Genomic DNA, 18278 nt, shown 5'->3' with positions numbered 1-18278 from the left:
GAGACGCGCGGCCCCCCCTCGGGCAGAGGGTCAGCCCCCGACCACCGCCGCCGACTGCCGCGCGATGGCCAACTCCTCATTGGTAGGCACAACAAGCACGTCCACCGCACTGTCATCCGCCGAGATACGTCGAGCCTCCTTGCCACGAACCGCGTTTCGCTCGTCATCGACGATGATCCCGAACCCTTCCAACCCCGCGAGCGCACGGGCGCGGACGACTGCGGAGTTCTCCCCCACGCCGGCCGTGAACGTGATGGCATCGACGTGGCCTAGGGCGAAGGCGTAGGCGCCGAGGTAGCGGCGCAGGCGGTGGATGTAGACGTCGAAGGCGCGTCGGGCGGCGTCGTCACCGTTGTCCATCAGCTCGGTGATGGCACGGAAATCGTTCTCGCCGCACAGACCTCGAAGTCCCGAACGCTTGTTGAGCAGCGTGTCGATCTCGTCGACGGACAGGTTCGCCACCCGGTTCAGATGCAGGACCAGCCCGGGGTCGAGGTCACCGCTGCGGGTTCCCATCACCAGTCCCTCGAGCGGGGTCATACCCATCGACGTGTCGATCGGCTGCCCGCCCGCGATGGCCGACGCCGACGCGCCGTTGCCCAGGTGCAGCACGATCTGGTTCAGCGACGCCGGGTCGCGGTCGAGGAACTCGGCCACCCGGCCGGAGACGTATTCGTGGCTGGTGCCGTGAAAACCGTAGCGGCGGATGGCATGTTCGTCGGCGACCGCACGGTCGATCGCGTATGTCGCCGACGCGTCGGGGAGCCCATGGAAGAACGCGGTGTCGAACACGGCTACCGAGGGGACGTCGGGGAGCAACTCCCGAGCCGCCAGGATGCCGACCAGGTTGGCCGGATTGTGCAGCGGCGCCAGCGGGGAGATCCGCTCGATCTCCGAGATCACCTCGGGGGTCACCACCGTCGGCTCGTAGAACGACCGGCCACCGTGCACCACCCGATGCCCGACCGCACTCAGTCCCGCGTCGGCCAGATCGGTTCCGTTGTCGGCGAAGAAGCGCTCCGCCCGTCGGACCGCGGCGAGGTGATCGTCGAGTTCCAGTGTCTCGGTGACGGTCTCACCGTTCTGCTCGTGCGTCATCGACGAACCGGAGTCGCCGATCCGCTCCGCGATGCCCTCCGCGATCACCGTGCCGTCCGCCGGTTGCACAAGTTGATATTTCAGCGACGACGAGCCGGCGTTGAGCACCAGCACCGCACCCGACGCCCCGCTCATCGGGGACCCTCGGCCTCGGCGGAGGCGACGTTCTCGGCGAGTGGGTCCACACCTTCCTGCTGGGCCTGGATCGCGGTGATGGCCACCGTGTTCACGATGTCGGAGACGAGGGCGCCGCGGCTCAGGTCGTTGATCGGCTTGTTCAAGCCCTGCAGCACCGGACCGATCGCGACCGCCCCTGCGCTGCGCTGCACCGCCTTGTACGTGTTGTTGCCCGTGTTGAGGTCGGGAAAGATCAGCACGGTCGCACGGCCGGCCACCGGCGAGTCGGGCATCTTGGTCTTCGCCACCGAGGGTTCCACCGCGGCGTCGTACTGGATCGGCCCCTCGACCAAGAGGTCGGGTTGCCGCTCGCGCACGAGTTCGGTTGCGGTCTTGACCTTCTCGACGTCGGCGCCCGATCCCGACGTCCCGGTCGAGTACGACAGCATCGCGACCCGGGGATCGATACCGAAGGCCGCGGACGTCTGCGCCGAGGAGATGGCGATGTCGGCGAGCTGTTCGTCGGACGGATCCGGGACGATGGCGCAGTCCCCATAGGCGAGCACCTTGTCGGCCAGGCACATGAAGAACACGCTCGACACGGTGGACACCCCCGGTTTGGTCTTGATGATCTCGAAGGCCGGCCGGATCGTGTGGGCCGTGGTGTGCGACGCCCCCGACACCATCCCGTCGGCGCGCCCGGTGTGCACCATCATCGTGCCGAAGTACGACACGTCCCGCATCTTCTCCTGTGCCCGTTCCAGATCCATGCCCTTGTGCTTGCGCAGCTCGGTGTAGATCCGGGCGAACTCGTCGAGATACTCCGACTCGGCCGGGTCGATGACCCTGACGTCGGAGAGGTCGAGTCCGAGTTCGATGGAGCGCTCGCGCACCGCTTCGGGATCACCGAGCAGAGTGAGGTCGGCAACGCTGCGCCGCGCAAGCCTGTTGGCGGCCCGTAGGATTCGGTCGTCGTCGCCCTCCGGTAACACGATGTGCTTCCGGTCGGCGCGCGCACGGGAGATCAGCCGGTACTCGAACATCTGCGGCGTCACCACGGTCGGCGTCGACACGTTGAGGTTGCGCATGACCTTCTCGGGGTCGACATGGGTCTCCATCATCGCCAGCGCGGCCTCGATCTTGTGTACCGAGCCCACCCCCACCTTGCCGCGCGTGTGGGCGGCGGTACGCGCGGTGTCGTAGGTGCCCTGCGGGCAGCTGATGATCGGCAGGGTCGGCTTCAACCCACTCACCAGCGCCTCGATCATCGGGTGCGGCTTGAGTCCGCCGTTGAGGATGATGCCGGCGAGACGCGGGAAACCCTGTGCGGTGTTGGCGTTCACGAGTGCGAGGAGAACATCCGACCGGTCGGCGGGCGTGATGACCACGGTGCCGTCGGTGAGCCGTTCCAGGATGTGCTCGACGGTCATGCCACCGACCATCACCCGGAGCGCCTCGCGGTCGAGCAGTTCCTCGTCACCGCTGTACATCGTCGCGCCGAGCGCCTCCTTGAGCTCCCCCATCGTGGGGGCGAAGAGCACCGGCTCCTCGGGTAGGCACAGCGCCGGAATCCCGGTGCTGCGCAACTGGTCCCGGATCTCGTCGAGGCGATCGGGGTCGCACCGGTTGGCGACGAGCGCGACGGGGGTGGCATGGGCAGCGGTCACCTCGGCGATCAACCCCTCGGCCAGACCGTGCATCTCTTCCGGCGACCGGTCGATCGCCTTGATCGCCAACACCATCGGCGCCGAGAGATTCGCGGCGATCCGGGCGTTGTAGCTCAGCTCCGACGGGGTGCCGACGTCGGTGTAATCCGAACCCACGATGACCACGCGGTCGCAGCGGGACTGGATGGCGTGGAATCGCGCGACGATCTCGGCGACCGCGCCCTCGGGATCGTTGTGCACCTCCTCGTAGGTGACACCGAGACAGTCCTCGTACGGGAGGTCTGCGGATTCGTAGTCGAGGAGGAGATCGAGGATCGGATCACGATCCTCCGCGGCCGTCCGCGAGATCGGACGGAACACCCCGACCCGCCCGCCGGTCGCCGACAGCAGGGCCAGCAACCCCAGCGCGACGATGGACTTACCGGTCTCACCTTCGGCCGAGGCGATGTAGATGCTGGTCGTGGGGTCGGAGACGACCTGATCCGCGCTCGCGGGTCCGTCGGCGTTGGCGGTCTGGACTCTATCCGTGGCCATGCGCCCCAGCATAGTGGCGGGCGGGCGCGGTATCCCGCTCCTCGGATCGAGGGTCAGAGCAGGATACCCGGATTGCACACACCGTCGGGATCGAGCGACGCCTTGACCGCCCGCAACGCGTCCAGGGCCAGGGGCCCGATCTCGTCGTGGTACGCGTCACGGTGATCCCGCCCGACCGCGTGATGATGGGTGATGCTGGCGCCGGACGCCCGGATCGCGGAACTGGCCGCGACTTTCGCCGCCGCCCACTGCGCCAGCGGGTCGTCGGCGAACGGTGCGACGACCGTGAAGTACAGCGAGGCACCCGACTCGTAGACGTGACTCACGTGGCACATGATCAGCGGCGGCGTACCCGACGCGGTGAGCGAGTCCGTCAGCGCGGCCGTCACCGCGGCGCGCACGTCGTGCAGCCGCGACCAGAACGCGACGGTCTCGAGCGTCTCGACCAACACCCCGGCATCGAGCAACGGGTCGCGAAGGTACGGTCCCGCGAAACGTCCTGTCCGCCAGGCCTCCCCGGGACCATCTCCCAGTGCGCTGCCACCGGCTTCGATCAACATCGACGACGCCGCATCGCGTCGCCGCGCCACCTCGTCGGCCGCGCCCTCATACCCGGCGACGACCAGGCACCCGGCCCCGTCATCGCCGTGCTCGCTCCCGGCGCCGGTGTCATCCGGCCCGCTCGCTTCGCTCCCGGCGCCGGCGGGATCAGCGAGATTCAACGCCGTCTCCACCTCGTCGGACAGCCGGAGAACCGTCGGCAGGGGACCGTCCTGGGCCAGCCGACGGAGAGCTGTTGCGCCCTCGGCGAACGAGGCGAACCGCCAGGCGTCGAAGACGCGGGTCGTCGGGGCCGGCCGGATACGGATCTGCACGCTCGTGATGACACCGAACACGCCCTCGGACCCGAGGACCAGCTGACGCAGGTCGGGTCCGGCCGCCGACCGCGGCGCGGTACCGAGTTCGATCGTTCCTCGCGGAGTCGCCAACACGAGACCCTCGACCATCTCGTCGAAGCGCCCGTAACCCGCCGACGACTGGCCGGCCGAACGAGTGGCGGCATAACCACCGATCCCGGCGCCCTCATAGGACTGCGGGAAATGACCGATGGTCCAACCCTTCTCGCGCAGGAGCGCCTCGGCCGCGGGTCCGCGCAGACCGGCCTGCAGGGTCGCCGTCCGGGAGATCTCATCGATCTCCACCACGCGGTCGAGACGGCGCAGGTCGAGACTGATCACGCCGGCGAATCCGGCGCGGTCGGGCGTCAACCCACCCACCACGGACGTCCCGCCGGTGAACGGCACCACCGCGATCCGTCGCTCCGAACACAACCGCAGGATCGCGACAACTTCCTCGTGGTCGCCCGGGTACACGACGAGGTCGGGCGCGTCGTCGGCGTCACCCGCGCGCAACCGCAGGATGTCCGGGGTGGAGTACCCGCGCGTGTGCTGTACCCGTGTCGCGTCCGCGTCGGAGACGTGGTCGGCGCCGACGACAGCCGAAATCTCTTCGCGGACAGCAGCATCGACCGCCGACCGAGCCGGCGAGATGGTGTCCGGGTCGACGCCGGCGTCGGTTTTCCGGTCCCCGGACAGCGCAGCCGCGGCGCCGGGCAGTTCGGCCGTGCGCGCCGGGTCTCCCCAGCGCGGCCGAAGCATCCCCACGACGGGGATCGCGGTTTCGTCGGACACGTGCTCGCCGGTCATCGGACCGGGCCCGGCCGGTTGCCGCCCGTCGGCGCGCCACCGCTCTCGGTGTCGTCTCGGACGATCGCCCGCACGACCAGTTCGGCGATCTGCTCGTCACTCAAGAAGCTGTCGGGGATGAGCATGAGGGAGTAGATGGTGCGCACGAGGAACTCCGCGGCACCCCGCGGGGTGGGGAACAGCTCGTCCCCGATCTCGGGTTCCAGATCGGGCAGGGCCTCCGACACGATCTGATGGATGAGCGTGGGCCCGGCCGAATCGTTGGTGGCGACGAGCGCGCGGACCACTTCCTCCGGCTCCTTGCGCAGCACGTACTGCAACGCGTCGTGGTTGCGGATGTAGGGCAGCACGTTCACCACCTGCGCGTGGATCTTGCCCGCCGCGTCGGGCGCGGTCGCCGACCACTCGATCAACTTGACCCGCAGCAGCGACACCTCGCGTTCCACGATGGCCGTGACCAGCGCTTCGCGGCCGCCGAACATCCGGTAGGCGGTCGCCCGCGCCACCCCGGCGTGCCGGGCCACCGACGTCAGACTCAGCGTCTTGGCGCCGAACCGGGACACCAGCCCGACTCCGACATCCACCATGCGGTCACGATCCATGCGAAAACCGTAGCGAATCAGGATGCGGCGGGAACCGTCGTGGTGGTCGTCGTGGTCACGGCGCGCTCCGGTGCGGCGTCCTCGGTGGTCGGGGGTGTCGTGGTGATCTCGGCGGGGCCCTCCGGTTCGGATGACGTCGAAGGCGCCGATGGGACGGGCGCCGGTGACGTATGGCGGACCGAAGGCGTCGTCCGCGCCGGCTCCGGCGTCTCGGCGCGCGCGGTGATCGTGGTCTGCCGGTCCACGCGGTCGGCGCCCGCACCGCCGCCGAGGCAATGGACGACGAAGGTCCTCGGCACATTCGGATACACCGACGCCGTGAGAACCCCACGCGACCCCGGCCCCATCGTGGTTGCGCCGGTGGGATGGACCGCGCCGCTCGGAGTGAGGGTGCATTCCACCGCCGGATTGCGCGTCGCGTTGTTGTAGAGACTGATCTGCAACCGGGTCCCGTCGACGCGGTACGAACACCCGGGGATCGGTCCGGAACCGGCGAGCGGTCCGCAGTTCACACTGGGCGACGCCGCGGGCGACTCCGAGTCGACAGCCAGAAGCGTTGTCGCCGTGGCGAAAGTCAGCGATCCGCCGATGGCGAGGCCGGCGACGAACTTGCGCATGGCGATGTCTCCTCGGTTGCGGTCGTGCCGGGAACGCGTCGTGTATAGGAGGGCGTCATCGCCGGCGACGACACGTCCAGGCTACGCGCCGACCGGCCCGTACGCGGCCTCATCGGCAGCAACCGCCGGGCGATGGCGACCCCGCCGAGACAGAGGAGTCCGCCGACGATGCCGACACCGGTGGGCAACTCGTCGAGCAGCGCCCACGACAGGACGATGACGATTGCGGGGACCACGAGGGTGGTGGCCGCCATCGCACTCGCATCAGTGCGGGCCAGCGCATAGGCCCACGTGGAGAACGCGATCGCGGTCGGCCCGACCCCGAGGTAGATCACCGCCCAGATCGCCCCCGACTCGGCGCCGGACAGTTCGGTTACGGCCACGGGGGCGAAGGGCGCGGTGGCCACGAGACCGGCGACCGCACCGAGCCAGGTCGCGGTCAGCGCGTCGACGCTGCGTAGGGCCGATTTCTGGATCAGCACCCCGGTCGCGTACAGAACCGCCGCGCCGACCCCGAGCACGATGCCGAGCCAGTCGGCGTGCGCGTCCGCGGTGGCGGACCCGCCGACGGCGATCAGCACCACGCCGGCGAAGGCGATCGTCATACCGATCACGAGGTGACGCGGAAACCCCTCTCCGAGAAAGAGTCCCGCGGCGACGGCCACGAGGATCGGTGCCAGGTTCACCAGCAGCGCCGCGGTCCCGGCGTCGAGGTGGCGTTCGGCCCAGTTCAACAGGACGGTGTAACCCGCGAACCAGGCGACCCCGTACGCCGTCACCAGGGCGAGCGCACGGCCGCGCGGTAGCAGCGGACGGGCCGGCGCCCCGGTTGTCCGTGCGCGCAGACGTACCACCATCACGATGAGCGTCAGCGGGATCACCGCCGCCAGCAACCGCAGGAACGCCATGGAACCCGGCGAGAACGTGTCACCGAGCGCGCGGATGCCGATGAACGCCGACGCCCACAGCACGACGGTGACGACGGCGGCCAGAGCCGGCAGGGATGCGGTGGCGGACCCAGCCGATGCCGGTGTCGGGCGCGAGGACATGTGTTCCAGATTTACTCATCCGGCACTTCAGGACAAGTGAATACTTGTTCCGAACATTTCAGCGCCGCTGCACAGTCGCCGCGGTATCGTCGCCCCATGGTCGACATCCATCGCCTTCGGGTTCTGCGCTCGGTCATCGGCGAGCAGTCCATCGGCGGAGCCGCGGCCTCGCTCGGATACACGCCGTCAGCGGTCAGCCAGCACATCGCCACCCTGCAGCGCGAGACCGGGCTGTCGCTGGTGAAGCGAGACGGTCGCGGCATCGTGCCCACCGAGGCCGGCACCATCCTGGCCCGCGAGTCCGACACCGTCTTCGAGCAGATCGCCCGTATCGACGGTCTGATCTCGGAGCTGCGCGACGGCCGGCTCGGTCAGCTGCGCATCAACTACTTCGCCTCGGCGGGCGCCACCTGGATCCCGCCGATCGTCGCCACCATCTCGCGCGAATTCCCCGGACTGCGACTGGATCTCCGCCTCATCGAGCTGATGGGCCCGTCGTCGGCGGCACCCGACATCGAGATCTATGTCGAGGACAGTCAACGCCCGTCCGCGGACGTGGCCGGGTTCGTCGGACGCCGGCTGACCACCGACCCGTATTCCGCTGTCGTACCCGTGGATTCAGCATGGGCGGCGCTGGAATCGGTGACCCTGCGCGAACTGTCCCAGGTGCCGTGGGTCGACAACGACGTGGCGCGGGGACCCTGCCGGCAGGCAGTGCTCGACGCATGTACGTCGGTCGGTTTCGTACCCGACTTCAGCGTCGAGACCCAGGACTACCCGACCGCGATACGGTTCGTCGCGGCCGGGGTCGGACTCACCGTCGTCCCCCGGCTCGCGCTCGTCGACCTGCCGCCCGGCGTCACGGCAGTTCCCATTGTCGACCCGACGCCCGCACGCGAGGTGCGGGTCCGGGTGCGACAGAGCGGACTCGACCTGCCGCCCGTCCGACGAGTGCTCGAGATGCTCGACGCCGCTGTCGCGCAGGATTTTTCGTGATCAGCCGAGTTTGCGTAGGCGCGGGGCGAGGTCGCGTTCGAAGTTCTCCAGGAACCGCTGCTGGTCGTGTCCGGGGGCGTGGAAGACGAGGTGGTTGAGTCCGGCGTCGGTGTAGAACTTGACCTTCTCGACGGCCTCGTCGGGGTCGGAGGAGACGATCCACCGTTTGGCGACCTGTTCGATCGGGAGCTCATCGGCCAGCCGCTCCATCTCGGTCGAGCTGTTGACGCTGTGCTTCTGCTCCGGGGTCAGCGACAGCGGGGCCCAGAACCGGGTGTTCTCCAGCGCCAGTTCGGGATCGGGATCGTAGGAGATCTTGATCTCGATCATCTTGTCGATGGTGTCGACATCGCGCTCGGCCTTGGCCGCACCCTCGGCGACCGCGGGCAGCAGCTTCTCGGTGTAGAGCTCGGGCCCCTTGCCCGAGGTACAGATGAAACCGTCGCCGGCACGGCCCGCATAGCGTGCGACCACCGGCCCGCCGGCGGCGACGTAGACCGGGATCGGTTGCTCGGGAATGTCATACATGTAGGCGCCCTGCGTGTGGTAGTACTCGCCGTCGAAGTTGACCTCTTCGCCGGTCCACAGTTCGCGCATGAGTTTGATCGACTCGCGCAGGCGCGCGAAGCGTTCCTTGAACTCCGGCCACTCTCCCTGGAAACCGGTCGCGTACTCGTTGAGCGCTTCGCCGGTGCCGACACCGAGCATGATGCGTCCGGGGTAGAGGCAGCCCATCGTGGCGAAGGCCTGCGCGATGACCGCGGGGTTGTAGCGGAAGGTCGGGGTCATGACCGAGGTGCCGATCTGCACGCGCTTGGTGCGCTCGCCGACCGCCGCCATCCAGGCCAGCGAGAACGGGGCGTGGCCGCCGTTGTGCCGCCAGGGCTGGAAGTGATCGCTCACCGCAACCGAATCCATGCCGTGCTCTTCAGCCGCGACCGCGATCTCCACCAGCTCGCGCGGATCGAACTGCTCCGCCGATGCCTTGAAACCGAGCTTGAGTTCTGCCATGTCCATCGCTCCTTCGCCACCGGCCCTCACCCGCCGGCGCGGGCCGGTCTGCGGAGTCGGCCCCATCGTCGTGTGACCTCGCATACCAACGTAGAGCATGCGGACAGACGCCGACGTCGGGAGCCGGACGGGACCTCAGCCGGCCGGGGCGACCCAGCATGTTCGCACTCGGGATTCCTCTGGCAGCGAAAAAGCTGGACCTCAAGTTGGGTTTAAGTTCTACCGTGGACGGCATGAGTATGCAGTCCGTGGCCTGGGACATGATGTACAAGTCCTCCACCCAGCCCAGCAGCAAGCGATTACGGGGCGACCGCCGGGTGACACTTCGCCGTATCGGTGGGTTCGCCCGACCGCACCGACGCCGGATCGGATGGTTCCTCCTGCTGTCGGTCTTCACCGCGGTGCTGACCGTCGTGACCCCGCTGTTGGCGGGTCGCGTCGTCAACGTCATCACCGAGAGCGGCTCGGAGATGATGATCGTCGGACTCGCGGTCGCCATCGCGCTGATCGCCGTCGCCGAGGCCGCCGCGGGAATCGGGGTCCGGTGGCTGTCGGCGAACATCGGGGAGGGTCTCATTCTCGACCTACGGCGAGCTGTCTTCGACCACGTGCAGCGGATGCCGATCGCGTTCTTCACCCGCACCCGCACCGGGGCCCTGGTGAGCCGGCTCAACAACGACGTCATCGGCGCCCAGCGGGCATTCAGCGACACCTTGTCCGGCGTCGTGTCCAACATCGTCACCCTCACCCTGACGCTGGGCGTCATGATCGCGATCAGCTGGCAGATCACGTTGCTGGCGCTGATCCTGCTGCCGGTCTTCGTGATACCGGCGCGGCGGATGGGCCGGCGCATGGCCGCGCTCTCCCGCGAGGCCGCCGAGCACAACGCCCGGATGTCGACGCAGATGACCGAGCGCTTCTCCGCCCCCGGCGCCACGCTGGTGAAACTGTTCGGGCGCCCCGATCTCGAGTCGCGCGAGTTCGCCGACCGCGCCGACCGGGTCCGCGACATCGGCGTACGGCGGTCGATGTTGCAGGCGTACTTCATGACGACGCTGATGCTGGTGTCCGCGTTGGCCCTCGCCCTGGTCTACGGGCTCGGCGGATGGCTTGCGGTACAGGATCATCTGTCCGCGGGCGCGGTCGTCTCTCTGGCTCTGTTGCTCACCCGGATGTACGCGCCGCTCACGGCCCTGGCGAACGCACGCGTCGAGATCATGAGCGCCCTGGTCAGTTTCGAGCGCGTCTTCGAGGTCCTGGACCTGCAACCCCTCATCGCCGACGCACCCGACGCGGTCCCGGTGCCCGGTACCGAGAGCGGGCGGCTCGTGCCGGTGTCCGTCCGATTCGACGACGTGTCCTTCGCCTATCCGGCGGCGGACAAGGTGTCGCTGGCATCGCTGGAAGAGGTTGCCCAGCTCGACAATCGGGCCGGCACGACGGTCCTGCACCATGTCGACCTCGATGTCCCGGCCGGCAGCATGGTGGCTCTCGTGGGCAGTTCCGGTGCCGGCAAGTCGACCATCGCGAGTCTCGCGACCCGCCTCTACGACGTCGACGAGGGCTCGATTCAGCTGGCCGGAGTCGACATCCGGAAACTGCAGACCGCATCGGTCCATCGAACCGTCGGTCTCGTCACCCAGGACGGCCACCTCTTCCACGACACCATCCGGGCGAATCTCGTGCTCGCCCAGCCGAACACGTCCGATGACGAGATCTGGGACGCACTGCGACGGGCTCGGCTCGACGAGCTGGTCGGCTCGCTGCCCGACGGACTGGACACCGTCGTCGGCGAACGCGGTTACCGGCTGTCCGGCGGTGAGCGCCAACGCATGACGATCGCCCGCCTGCTGCTGGCACAACCGTCGGTGGTCATCCTCGACGAGGCGACCGCGCATCTCGATTCGACGTCGGAGGCGGCGGTCCAGGCGGCGCTCGGCGAGGCCCTCGAGGGACGGACCTCGATCGTCATCGCGCACCGGCTCTCGACGATCCGGGCCGCCGACGAGATCGTCGTGCTCGAAGCCGGGCGTGTCGTCGAACGCGGTGATCATCCGACGCTCCTGGCGCGCAACGGACGCTATGCCGAGCTCTACCGCACGCAGTTCGCCGAGGACGACCCCGAGGACTCGGATTCGCTGACGGCGTGACCCTTCGTGACGCGGCCCGGTTTCCTGCTCCCTGAGGTGCGAACGAAGCGAGCCCAACCACCGCTCCCTGAGGTGCGAGCGAAGCGAGCCACGAAGGGTCTCGCAAGGTGTCTCACCAGGCCCTTCGTGGCTCGTCGCTAGCGCTCCTCGCACCTCAGGGAGCAATGGATATGTCGTTCTCTCGGATCAGGGAGCAGGGGTGAGCTCAGTCGTCGAGGTCGTCGAAGTTGTCGATCAGGCCACGGCGCCGGGGGCGATCGTCGGTGTCCTTGACCCGTTCACCGAGGCGGCGGCGGAGCTGCATGGCGATCAGCACGACGTTCACGATCACCACGGCGATCCCGACGACCACCCAGAACCACCGGCCGTCCTGCCACCAGCCGACCGTCAGCCAGCCGATGCAGAAGATGAGGATGGTCGCGCCGACGATGGTCAGCGTCATCGAGAACGTCTGCGCGCTCCGCGAGAAGTCGGGGCCGGTGGTCACGATGATCTCCTGCAGTGGTGGACAGCTGATGGTCGCGGCCGCCGACATGGGCAGCGTGCCGTTGTGGAGCGCAGGTCAGGACTGGATCACCATGGCAACCGCGACGAGGACGGCCACCACCACTATCGCAGCGACCACAAGCATGACCTGCGTCGGCCCCGGCATCTCGCCACCGGAGGTCAGCGCTCGCGTGGTCCGTCGCCACCGCCAGGCCCCGAGAACCGCCAGCGAGGCACCGAGTCCGACCATCACGACGCCGAGCGTGATGTCGACCATCGGCGTCGTCTCGTCGGGAGCGAGGTAGACCACCGCGATACCGGCCGCCATGAAGCCGAGTGCGGTCCGGACCCAGGCGAGCAGCGTTCGTTCGGCGGCGAGGGTGAATCGGGCGTCCACTGCGCCTGGCGGTCTGGTCTCCAGCTCGTCGGCGTACGACTGCCCCGGGTTCACCGCATCCGGAGTCGCCGGGTTCGGGGCACTCACCCCGTCAGCCGGCCCGTTTGCCCGTTCGCTCGTCAGTGCTCTTGCCCTCTCGGATCGCTTCGGCGGCGAAGGCCGCGGTCACCTCGACCGCGTCCAGGGTCTCCGGGTGGCGGGCGCTCAACACCGGGAAGGCGTGCACCTGCCATGCGTAGAGGTGCGCCACGGCCGTGACGCCCGCAGCGTCGAGCGACTCGACGAGGTCGATGACGTCGGGCTCGAGCATCTCACCTTCGGCCGCGACCAGCACGGTCGGCGGGAACGAGGTGAGATCGGCGTCGGCGATGCGGCGCACACCGGTCAGCTGGACGGGCCCCTGATCGAACTGGGGCGCCAACCGGGCCATCTTCGACTTGGGCAGATAGGCGTCGGATCGACTCGAACGGTCCGGGTGGACCCCCAGGTCCATGTCGAGGAGTGGCGAGAACCCGATCAGCGCCGTGGGTGTGGGCAGGCCGCGCGCCGTGGCCGCCTCGACCACCTTCGCGGCCAAGAAACCGCCGGCCGAGTCACCGGCGACGATCACCCGCCGGAAGCCACGCTCGTTGATCAGCTCGGCGTAGGCGTCGACCGCGTCCACGACGGACGTCCCGACACCGGCCTTCGGCAGCTGCCGGTACTCGAGTGAGAACACCGGCACCTCACACGCCCGCGCCATCCGCGCGGCGATCGATCGGTGGGTGCCGAGCCCGCAGACCACGAAGGCCCCGCCGTGCAGGTAGAGCATCGCGGTGTCGCCGTCCCGGCGGGACGGTCCGACCGGCATGATCAGCTCGGCGGGTCGCCCGGCGAGGACCAGCTGCTCACGGACCACGCCGCGGGGTTTGGGTCCAACGGCAAAGATGCGGTCGATGAGGAACAGCCCCGCCAGCCCCTGCTTGTTGACCGGCCACAGCGCCAGGGTCGGTTTCAGCAGCGCACGCGCACCGAACCAGATGGGGAACGACCGCAGGCTCGGCCGACGGTGATGAACGATGGGCATCAGATTCCTCCTGTGCCCGAACGTACACCCCGGGAGCGTCCGTTTCAGTCCGTTCGTCGGGGTCGCCGTTCATGGTGTCGAGGTCGTTCGGTCACCTTCGTCGGCTATATTCTCGGACTCGTGACCAGATCGCGGATGCGCCCGGCAGGTGCCGTTTAGGTGCCCATTCCACCTCGATTCCTCCTGTCTGCACAGGCAGACCCGCCGCGCACCCTCTGCGACGTGCTCACCGCCACCGCGCGTGCACACCCGGATGCCGCGGCCATCGACGACGGCGAGATGACCCTCACCTACGGCCAGTTGCTGGCCGTGGTCCGCCGCACGGTCGCACGTCTCGGCGAGGTCGGCGTCGGGCGGGGAAGCCGGGTCGGCATCCGGATGCCGTCGGGGTCGCGGGACCTGTACGTCGCGATCCTGGCGACCCTCTATGCCGGCGCCGCGTATGTGCCGGTCGACGCCGACGACCCGGACGAACGCGCCGAGCTCGTCTTCGGCGAGGCCGAGGTCGACGCCATCGTCGACGCCGACGGACCCCGTTCGACGAAACCGGCGTCGACGCCTGCGCAACCCCCTGCCCGCCCCACACCCGACGACGACGCGTGGATCATCTTCACCTCCGGTTCCACCGGCAAGCCGAAGGGCGTCGCGGTCACCCACCGCAACGCGGCGGCGTTCGTCGACGCCGAGGCGGCCATGTTCCTGCCGGACGCCCCGATCGGCCCGCACGACCGTGTCCTGGCCGGACTGTCGGTCGCGTTCGACGCCTCGTGCGAGGAGATGTGGCTGGCGTGGCGCAACGGCGCGTGCCTGGTGCCCGCACCGCGCTCGCTGGTCCGCAGCGGGATGGACCTCGGGCCGTGGTTGGTGGCGCGCGACATCACGATCGTGTCGACGGTTCCCACGCTGGCATCCCTGTGGCCGCCGGAGGCGCTGGAAGCCGTGCGGCTGTTGATCTTCGGCGGCGAGGCCTGCCCGCCCGAGCTCGCCGACCGGCTCGCCGTCACCGGCCGCGAGGTGTGGAACACCTACGGCCCCACCGAGGCGACGGTCGTGGCGTGCGCCGCCCCGCTGGGAGGTGACGGCCCGGTCCGTATCGGATTGCCGCTGCGCGGTTGGGATCTCGCGGTCGTCGACGCCCAGGGCCAGCCGGTGGCCGAAGGCGAGGTCGGCGAACTGGTTATCGGCGGCGTCGGCCTGGCACGCTACCTCGATCCCGCGAAGGACGCGGAGAAGTACGCACCGATGCCCACGCTCGGCTGGGAACGCGCCTATCGCAGCGGCGATCTCGTGCGCCTGGACACCGCCGGCCTGTTGTTCATGGGCCGCGCCGACGACCAGGTGAAGGTCGGCGGACGGCGCATCGAACTCGGCGAGATCGACAACGCTCTGCAGAACCTGCCCGGCGTGAGCGGAGCCGCGGCCGCGGTCCGCAAGTCCGCGGCTGGCAACAGTCTGCTCGTCGGCTATCTCGTGTCGGCCGATCCCGGCTTCGACGTCGCCGAGGCGCACGCCGAACTACGACGACAGCTGCCCGCCGCGATGGTCCCCACCCTCGCCCTCGTCGACGAATTGCCCACGCGCACTTCGGGGAAGGTTGATCGTGATGCGCTGCCCTGGCCCCTGCCGGGCAGCGACAGACCAGTCGATGACGACGTTGAACTCAGCGAGACCGAACTGTGGCTGGCACAGCTGTGGACCGACGTCCTCGGCATGGCCGTCTCCAGCCCGGACGTCGACTTCTTCGCCGAGGGCGGTGGATCACTGGCCGCGGCCCAGCTCGTCACCGCGGTGCGGGAACGCTACCCCGACATCTCGGTGGCCGATCTCTACGACCGTCCGCGACTGGGCTCCATGGCCGAGATGCTCGACGCCCGCCGCCCGACGACGAGCATCGATGAACGCCTCGTCGAACCGACCCCGCGCTCGGCCGGGCTGGCGCAGCTCCTGCTGACCATCCCGCTGACGACGCTCACCGGATTGCAGTGGGCCACATGGCTCGGCGTGGCGAACAACGTGGCGCTGCTCGTCGCCGACCGGATGGATCGCACGGTCGAGTGGCTGGTCGAGATCAACTGGTGGGTCCTGCTCGCGGCGTTCCTGATCTTCATCACCCCGCCCGGCCGCATGTGCATCGCGGCGCTCGGTGCGCGGGTGCTCCTCGCCGGGGTCGCTCCGGGCGTTCATCCGCGGGGCGGGAGCGTCCACGTCCGCTTGTGGGTGGCCGAGCGACTCCTCGACGCCAGCGGTGCCGCCAACCTGTCCGGTGCGCCGTGGATGATCTACCTCGCGCGGGCTCTCGGGGCGTCGATCGGGCGCGGCGTCGACCTGCACACCATCCCGCCGGTGACCGGACTGCTCACGGTCGGGGACGGCGCGTCCGTCGAACCCGAGGTCGACATCTCCGGATGGTGGATCGACGGCGACGACGTCCACATCGGCGAGATCGCCATCAAACGCGGCGCGTCGATCGGTGCCCGGTCGACGCTCACCCCTGGTGCGGTCGTCGGGCGTGACGCGGTCGTCGCCCCGGGTTCGGCGGTGTTCGGCCGGGTCAAGGCCCGGCAGCACTGGGCCGGGTCGCCCGCGGTGAAGATCGGCAAGGCCGAGCATCCCTGGCCCGACCACCGGCCCCCGCGGGCGACGTGGTGGGTACCGATCTACGGACTGTCGTCGTTGGGGCTCGCCGCGATCCCCCTGCTCTCGCTGGCCTCGGGCCTGGCCGTCATCGGCGCCTGGGCGCTGACCGCGGACCGGTTGCGCGACGTCGGGATCCGCGCGCTGATCCTGTTACCCGTGGCCACCGTGACGAGCCTGTTCGTGTTCGCGGCGATCACCGCGGTCCTGGTCCGGCTCGCCTCGATCGGGCTCCACACCGGGTATCACCCGGTCCGGTCCCGCGTCGGCTGGCAGGTCTGGATCACCGAACGCCTCCTCGACGCGGCCCGCACGTATCTGTTCCCGCTGTATGCCAGCCTGCTGACCCCCACGTGGTTCCGCATCCTCGGCGCGAAGGTCGGCGAGGGAACCGAGATCTCGACCGCGCTCGTGCTCCCCCGATTCACCACGATCGGCGACGGCGCCTTCCTCGCCGACGACACGATGGTCGCGTCGTACGAACTCGGCGGCGGCTGGCTGCACATCGACGAGGCGAAGATCGGCAAGCGCTCATTCCTCGGCAACTCCGGCATGACCGGCCCCGGGCGCAAGGTCCCCAAGAACGGTCTGGTGGCCGTGCTGTCGGCGACGCCCGACCGGGCCAAGTCGGGCTCGAGTTGGCTGGGCAGCCCACCGGTCCGCCTGCGCCGCACCGCCGCCGAGATCGACACCTCGCGCACCTTCGACCCGCCGGCGACGCTCAAGGTCGCCCGCTCGCTGATCGAGACATTGCGCCTCGTGCCGGTCATGGTCTCGTTCGGGCTCGGCGTCGGACTACTGCTCGCGCTGCAGTACGTGGCCGTCCATGAGCACTACGGGCTCGCGGCAGCGGTGAGCGGTCTGCTCCTGCTGGTCGTCGGCGCGATCGCCTGCGTCACCGCGGCGGCGGCGAAATGGCTGGTCGTCGGCCGCATCACGGTGAGCGAACATCCGCTGTGGAGTTCGTTCGTGTGGCGGAACGAGCTGTCCGACGCCTTCGTCGAGACAGTCGCGGCTCCGTGGTTCGCCAACGCCGCGACCGGCACGCCGATCCTCAACCTGTGGCTGCGGATGCTCGGCGCCAAGATCGGCCGCGGCGTCTGGTGCGAGACCTACTGGCTCCCCGAGGCCGACCTCGTCACCCTCGGCGACGGCGCGACCGTGCAGCGCGGCTGCGTCGTGCAGACCCACCTGTTCCACGATCGGGTCATGGCCATCGACCGTGTCACGCTCGGGGCCGGCGCGACCCTCGGCCCGCACTGCGTCGCCCTACCGGCGTCCGGACTCGGCGACTCGGCGACCGTCGGGCCGGCATCGCTGGTCATGCGCGGCGACGTGGTCCCGGCCCACACCCGTTGGCAGGGGAACCCGATCGCTCCCTGGCCGCGCTGATCCGAGAGGATCGCATAACCCCACCCCTGCTCCCTGAGGTGCGAGGAGCGCAAGCGACGAGCCACGAAGGGTCCTGGCGAGACGAGTTGCGAAGACCCTTCGTGACGCTCGCAAGCACGCTCCTCAGCTCAGGGAGCAGAGCAGTGACGCTCACGAGTGTTCCGGGTCAGACCGCGGGCTCCCCGGCGGCCGGCTGCTCGACCTTCTTGGGCAGCGTGAGCAGCGTGGCGATCGACAGCGCGACGAGCATGATGCCGCCGACCCAGGCCAGCACCTCGAGCGAGAACGCGGGCAACACCATCATCACGATGCCCGCGATGATCGCGATGATGCCGGAGAGGATCAGGAACCAGGTGGGTGCGTGCCCGGACTTGGTGATCGCGGCGTACAGGTCGGCAACTCCCTGGAAGATCCAGCCGATGCCGATGAACACGGCCAGCAGCCACACGGCGTCGCCGGGACTGAACAGCGCGATCACGCCGGCCAGCAGCACGATCGCGCCGACGATGCCGAGCATCACCCGGACCCCGGTGCTCAGGAACGACGCCGCGAAGGCCTGATAGATGCGGAAGATGCCGGCGATGATCAGCGAGATCGCGAACAGGATGGCGAGGACGACGATGGTCGGCCCCGGCCACAGGATCGCGATGACCCCGATCACGATGCCGACGATCGACGTGATGATGAGTGCCGTGCGGACGGCACCGACCAGTTCGTCGGGGAAGTGCTTGGTGTACACCGTGGCGAAAGTCATGG

General features: G+C 69.0%; 14 protein-coding genes. 3 read left to right on the top strand and 11 right to left on the bottom strand.

The window, feature by feature from the left end; translation table 11 throughout:
- Nucleotides 1-30: 30 nt before the first annotated feature.
- Genes FFS52_RS10585 through FFS52_RS10560 form a run of 6 tightly spaced genes read right to left on the bottom strand, consistent with a single transcriptional unit; the run spans nucleotide 31 to nucleotide 7390 of the window.
- The gene (locus FFS52_RS10585; protein ID WP_137809656.1) at nucleotides 31-1233 is read right to left on the bottom strand and encodes an acetate kinase; all 1203 of its coding nucleotides are present in this window, start codon (nucleotides 1231-1233) and stop codon (nucleotides 31-33) included.
- On the bottom strand, nucleotides 1230-3428 hold the full coding sequence (gene pta, locus FFS52_RS10580) for a phosphate acetyltransferase (RefSeq protein ID WP_137809655.1): 2199 nt from the start codon (nucleotides 3426-3428) through the stop codon (nucleotides 1230-1232). Before pta ends, FFS52_RS10585 begins: the two co-directional genes overlap by 4 nt.
- A gap of 41 nt (nucleotides 3429-3469) precedes the next feature.
- Complete coding sequence (locus FFS52_RS10575) at nucleotides 3470-5122, bottom strand: FAD-binding oxidoreductase (protein ID WP_171011604.1); 1653 nt, start codon at nucleotides 5120-5122, stop codon at nucleotides 3470-3472.
- The gene (locus FFS52_RS10570; protein WP_137809653.1) at nucleotides 5119-5724 is read right to left on the bottom strand and encodes a TetR/AcrR family transcriptional regulator; all 606 of its coding nucleotides are present in this window, start codon (nucleotides 5722-5724) and stop codon (nucleotides 5119-5121) included. The genes FFS52_RS10575 and FFS52_RS10570 overlap by 4 nt, the downstream gene beginning before the upstream one ends.
- A 17-nt stretch (nucleotides 5725-5741) precedes the next feature.
- Nucleotides 5742-6341 carry a hypothetical protein gene (locus FFS52_RS10565; RefSeq protein ID WP_137809652.1) on the bottom strand — a complete coding sequence of 200 codons (600 nt, stop codon included), beginning with the start codon at nucleotides 6339-6341 and terminating at the stop codon, nucleotides 5742-5744.
- On the bottom strand, nucleotides 6299-7390 hold the full coding sequence (locus FFS52_RS10560) for a DMT family transporter (protein WP_137809651.1): 1092 nt from the start codon (nucleotides 7388-7390) through the stop codon (nucleotides 6299-6301). The genes FFS52_RS10565 and FFS52_RS10560 overlap by 43 nt, the downstream gene beginning before the upstream one ends.
- Before the next feature lie 96 nt (nucleotides 7391-7486).
- Here FFS52_RS10560 and FFS52_RS10555 point away from each other — a divergent pair, with 96 nt between their 5' ends.
- Nucleotides 7487-8386 carry a LysR family transcriptional regulator gene (locus FFS52_RS10555; protein ID WP_137809650.1) on the top strand — a complete coding sequence of 300 codons (900 nt, stop codon included), beginning with the start codon at nucleotides 7487-7489 and terminating at the stop codon, nucleotides 8384-8386.
- Here FFS52_RS10555 and fgd read toward each other — a convergent pair whose 3' ends face one another.
- Complete coding sequence (fgd, locus tag FFS52_RS10550) at nucleotides 8387-9397, bottom strand: glucose-6-phosphate dehydrogenase (coenzyme-F420) (RefSeq protein WP_065630452.1); 1011 nt, start codon at nucleotides 9395-9397, stop codon at nucleotides 8387-8389.
- A gap of 233 nt (nucleotides 9398-9630) precedes the next feature.
- Here fgd and FFS52_RS10545 point away from each other — a divergent pair, with 233 nt between their 5' ends.
- Nucleotides 9631-11547, top strand: a complete 1917-nt coding sequence (locus tag FFS52_RS10545) for an ABC transporter ATP-binding protein (protein ID WP_137809649.1) — start codon at nucleotides 9631-9633, stop codon at nucleotides 11545-11547.
- Between the two features lie 205 nt (nucleotides 11548-11752).
- Here FFS52_RS10545 and FFS52_RS10540 read toward each other — a convergent pair whose 3' ends face one another.
- From FFS52_RS10540 to FFS52_RS10530, 3 genes are all read right to left on the bottom strand, one after another.
- Entirely contained in the window at nucleotides 11753-12034 is a 282-nt protein-coding gene (locus FFS52_RS10540; RefSeq protein WP_137809648.1) for a hypothetical protein, read from the bottom strand.
- Nucleotides 12035-12109: 75 nt separating this feature from the next.
- Nucleotides 12110-12517: a DUF202 domain-containing protein gene (locus FFS52_RS10535; protein ID WP_068972081.1), complete on the bottom strand. Its 408-nt coding sequence runs from the start codon at nucleotides 12515-12517 to the stop codon at nucleotides 12110-12112.
- 4 nt (nucleotides 12518-12521) lie between these two features.
- Nucleotides 12522-13496: an alpha/beta hydrolase gene (locus tag FFS52_RS10530; protein ID WP_137809647.1), complete on the bottom strand. Its 975-nt coding sequence runs from the start codon at nucleotides 13494-13496 to the stop codon at nucleotides 12522-12524.
- A 159-nt stretch (nucleotides 13497-13655) separates the two neighbouring features.
- Here FFS52_RS10530 and FFS52_RS10525 point away from each other — a divergent pair, with 159 nt between their 5' ends.
- Nucleotides 13656-17522, top strand: coding sequence for a Pls/PosA family non-ribosomal peptide synthetase (locus tag FFS52_RS10525; protein ID WP_137809646.1), 3867 nt, complete (start codon nucleotides 13656-13658; stop codon nucleotides 17520-17522).
- Nucleotides 17523-17688: 166 nt separating this feature from the next.
- Here the strand turns inward: FFS52_RS10525 and FFS52_RS10520 are convergent, their stop codons facing one another.
- Complete coding sequence (locus tag FFS52_RS10520; RefSeq protein WP_137809645.1) at nucleotides 17689-18276, bottom strand: DUF308 domain-containing protein; 588 nt, start codon at nucleotides 18274-18276, stop codon at nucleotides 17689-17691.
- Between the last annotated feature and the right edge of the window lie 2 nt (nucleotides 18277-18278).

It is taken from the genome of Gordonia sp. ALPHA1B1 (assembly GCF_005502615.1).
GTDB classification, from domain to species: Bacteria; Actinomycetota; Actinomycetes; order Mycobacteriales; family Mycobacteriaceae; genus Gordonia; species Gordonia hongkongensis.
This window is presented reverse-complemented; position numbering and strand designations above follow the sequence as displayed.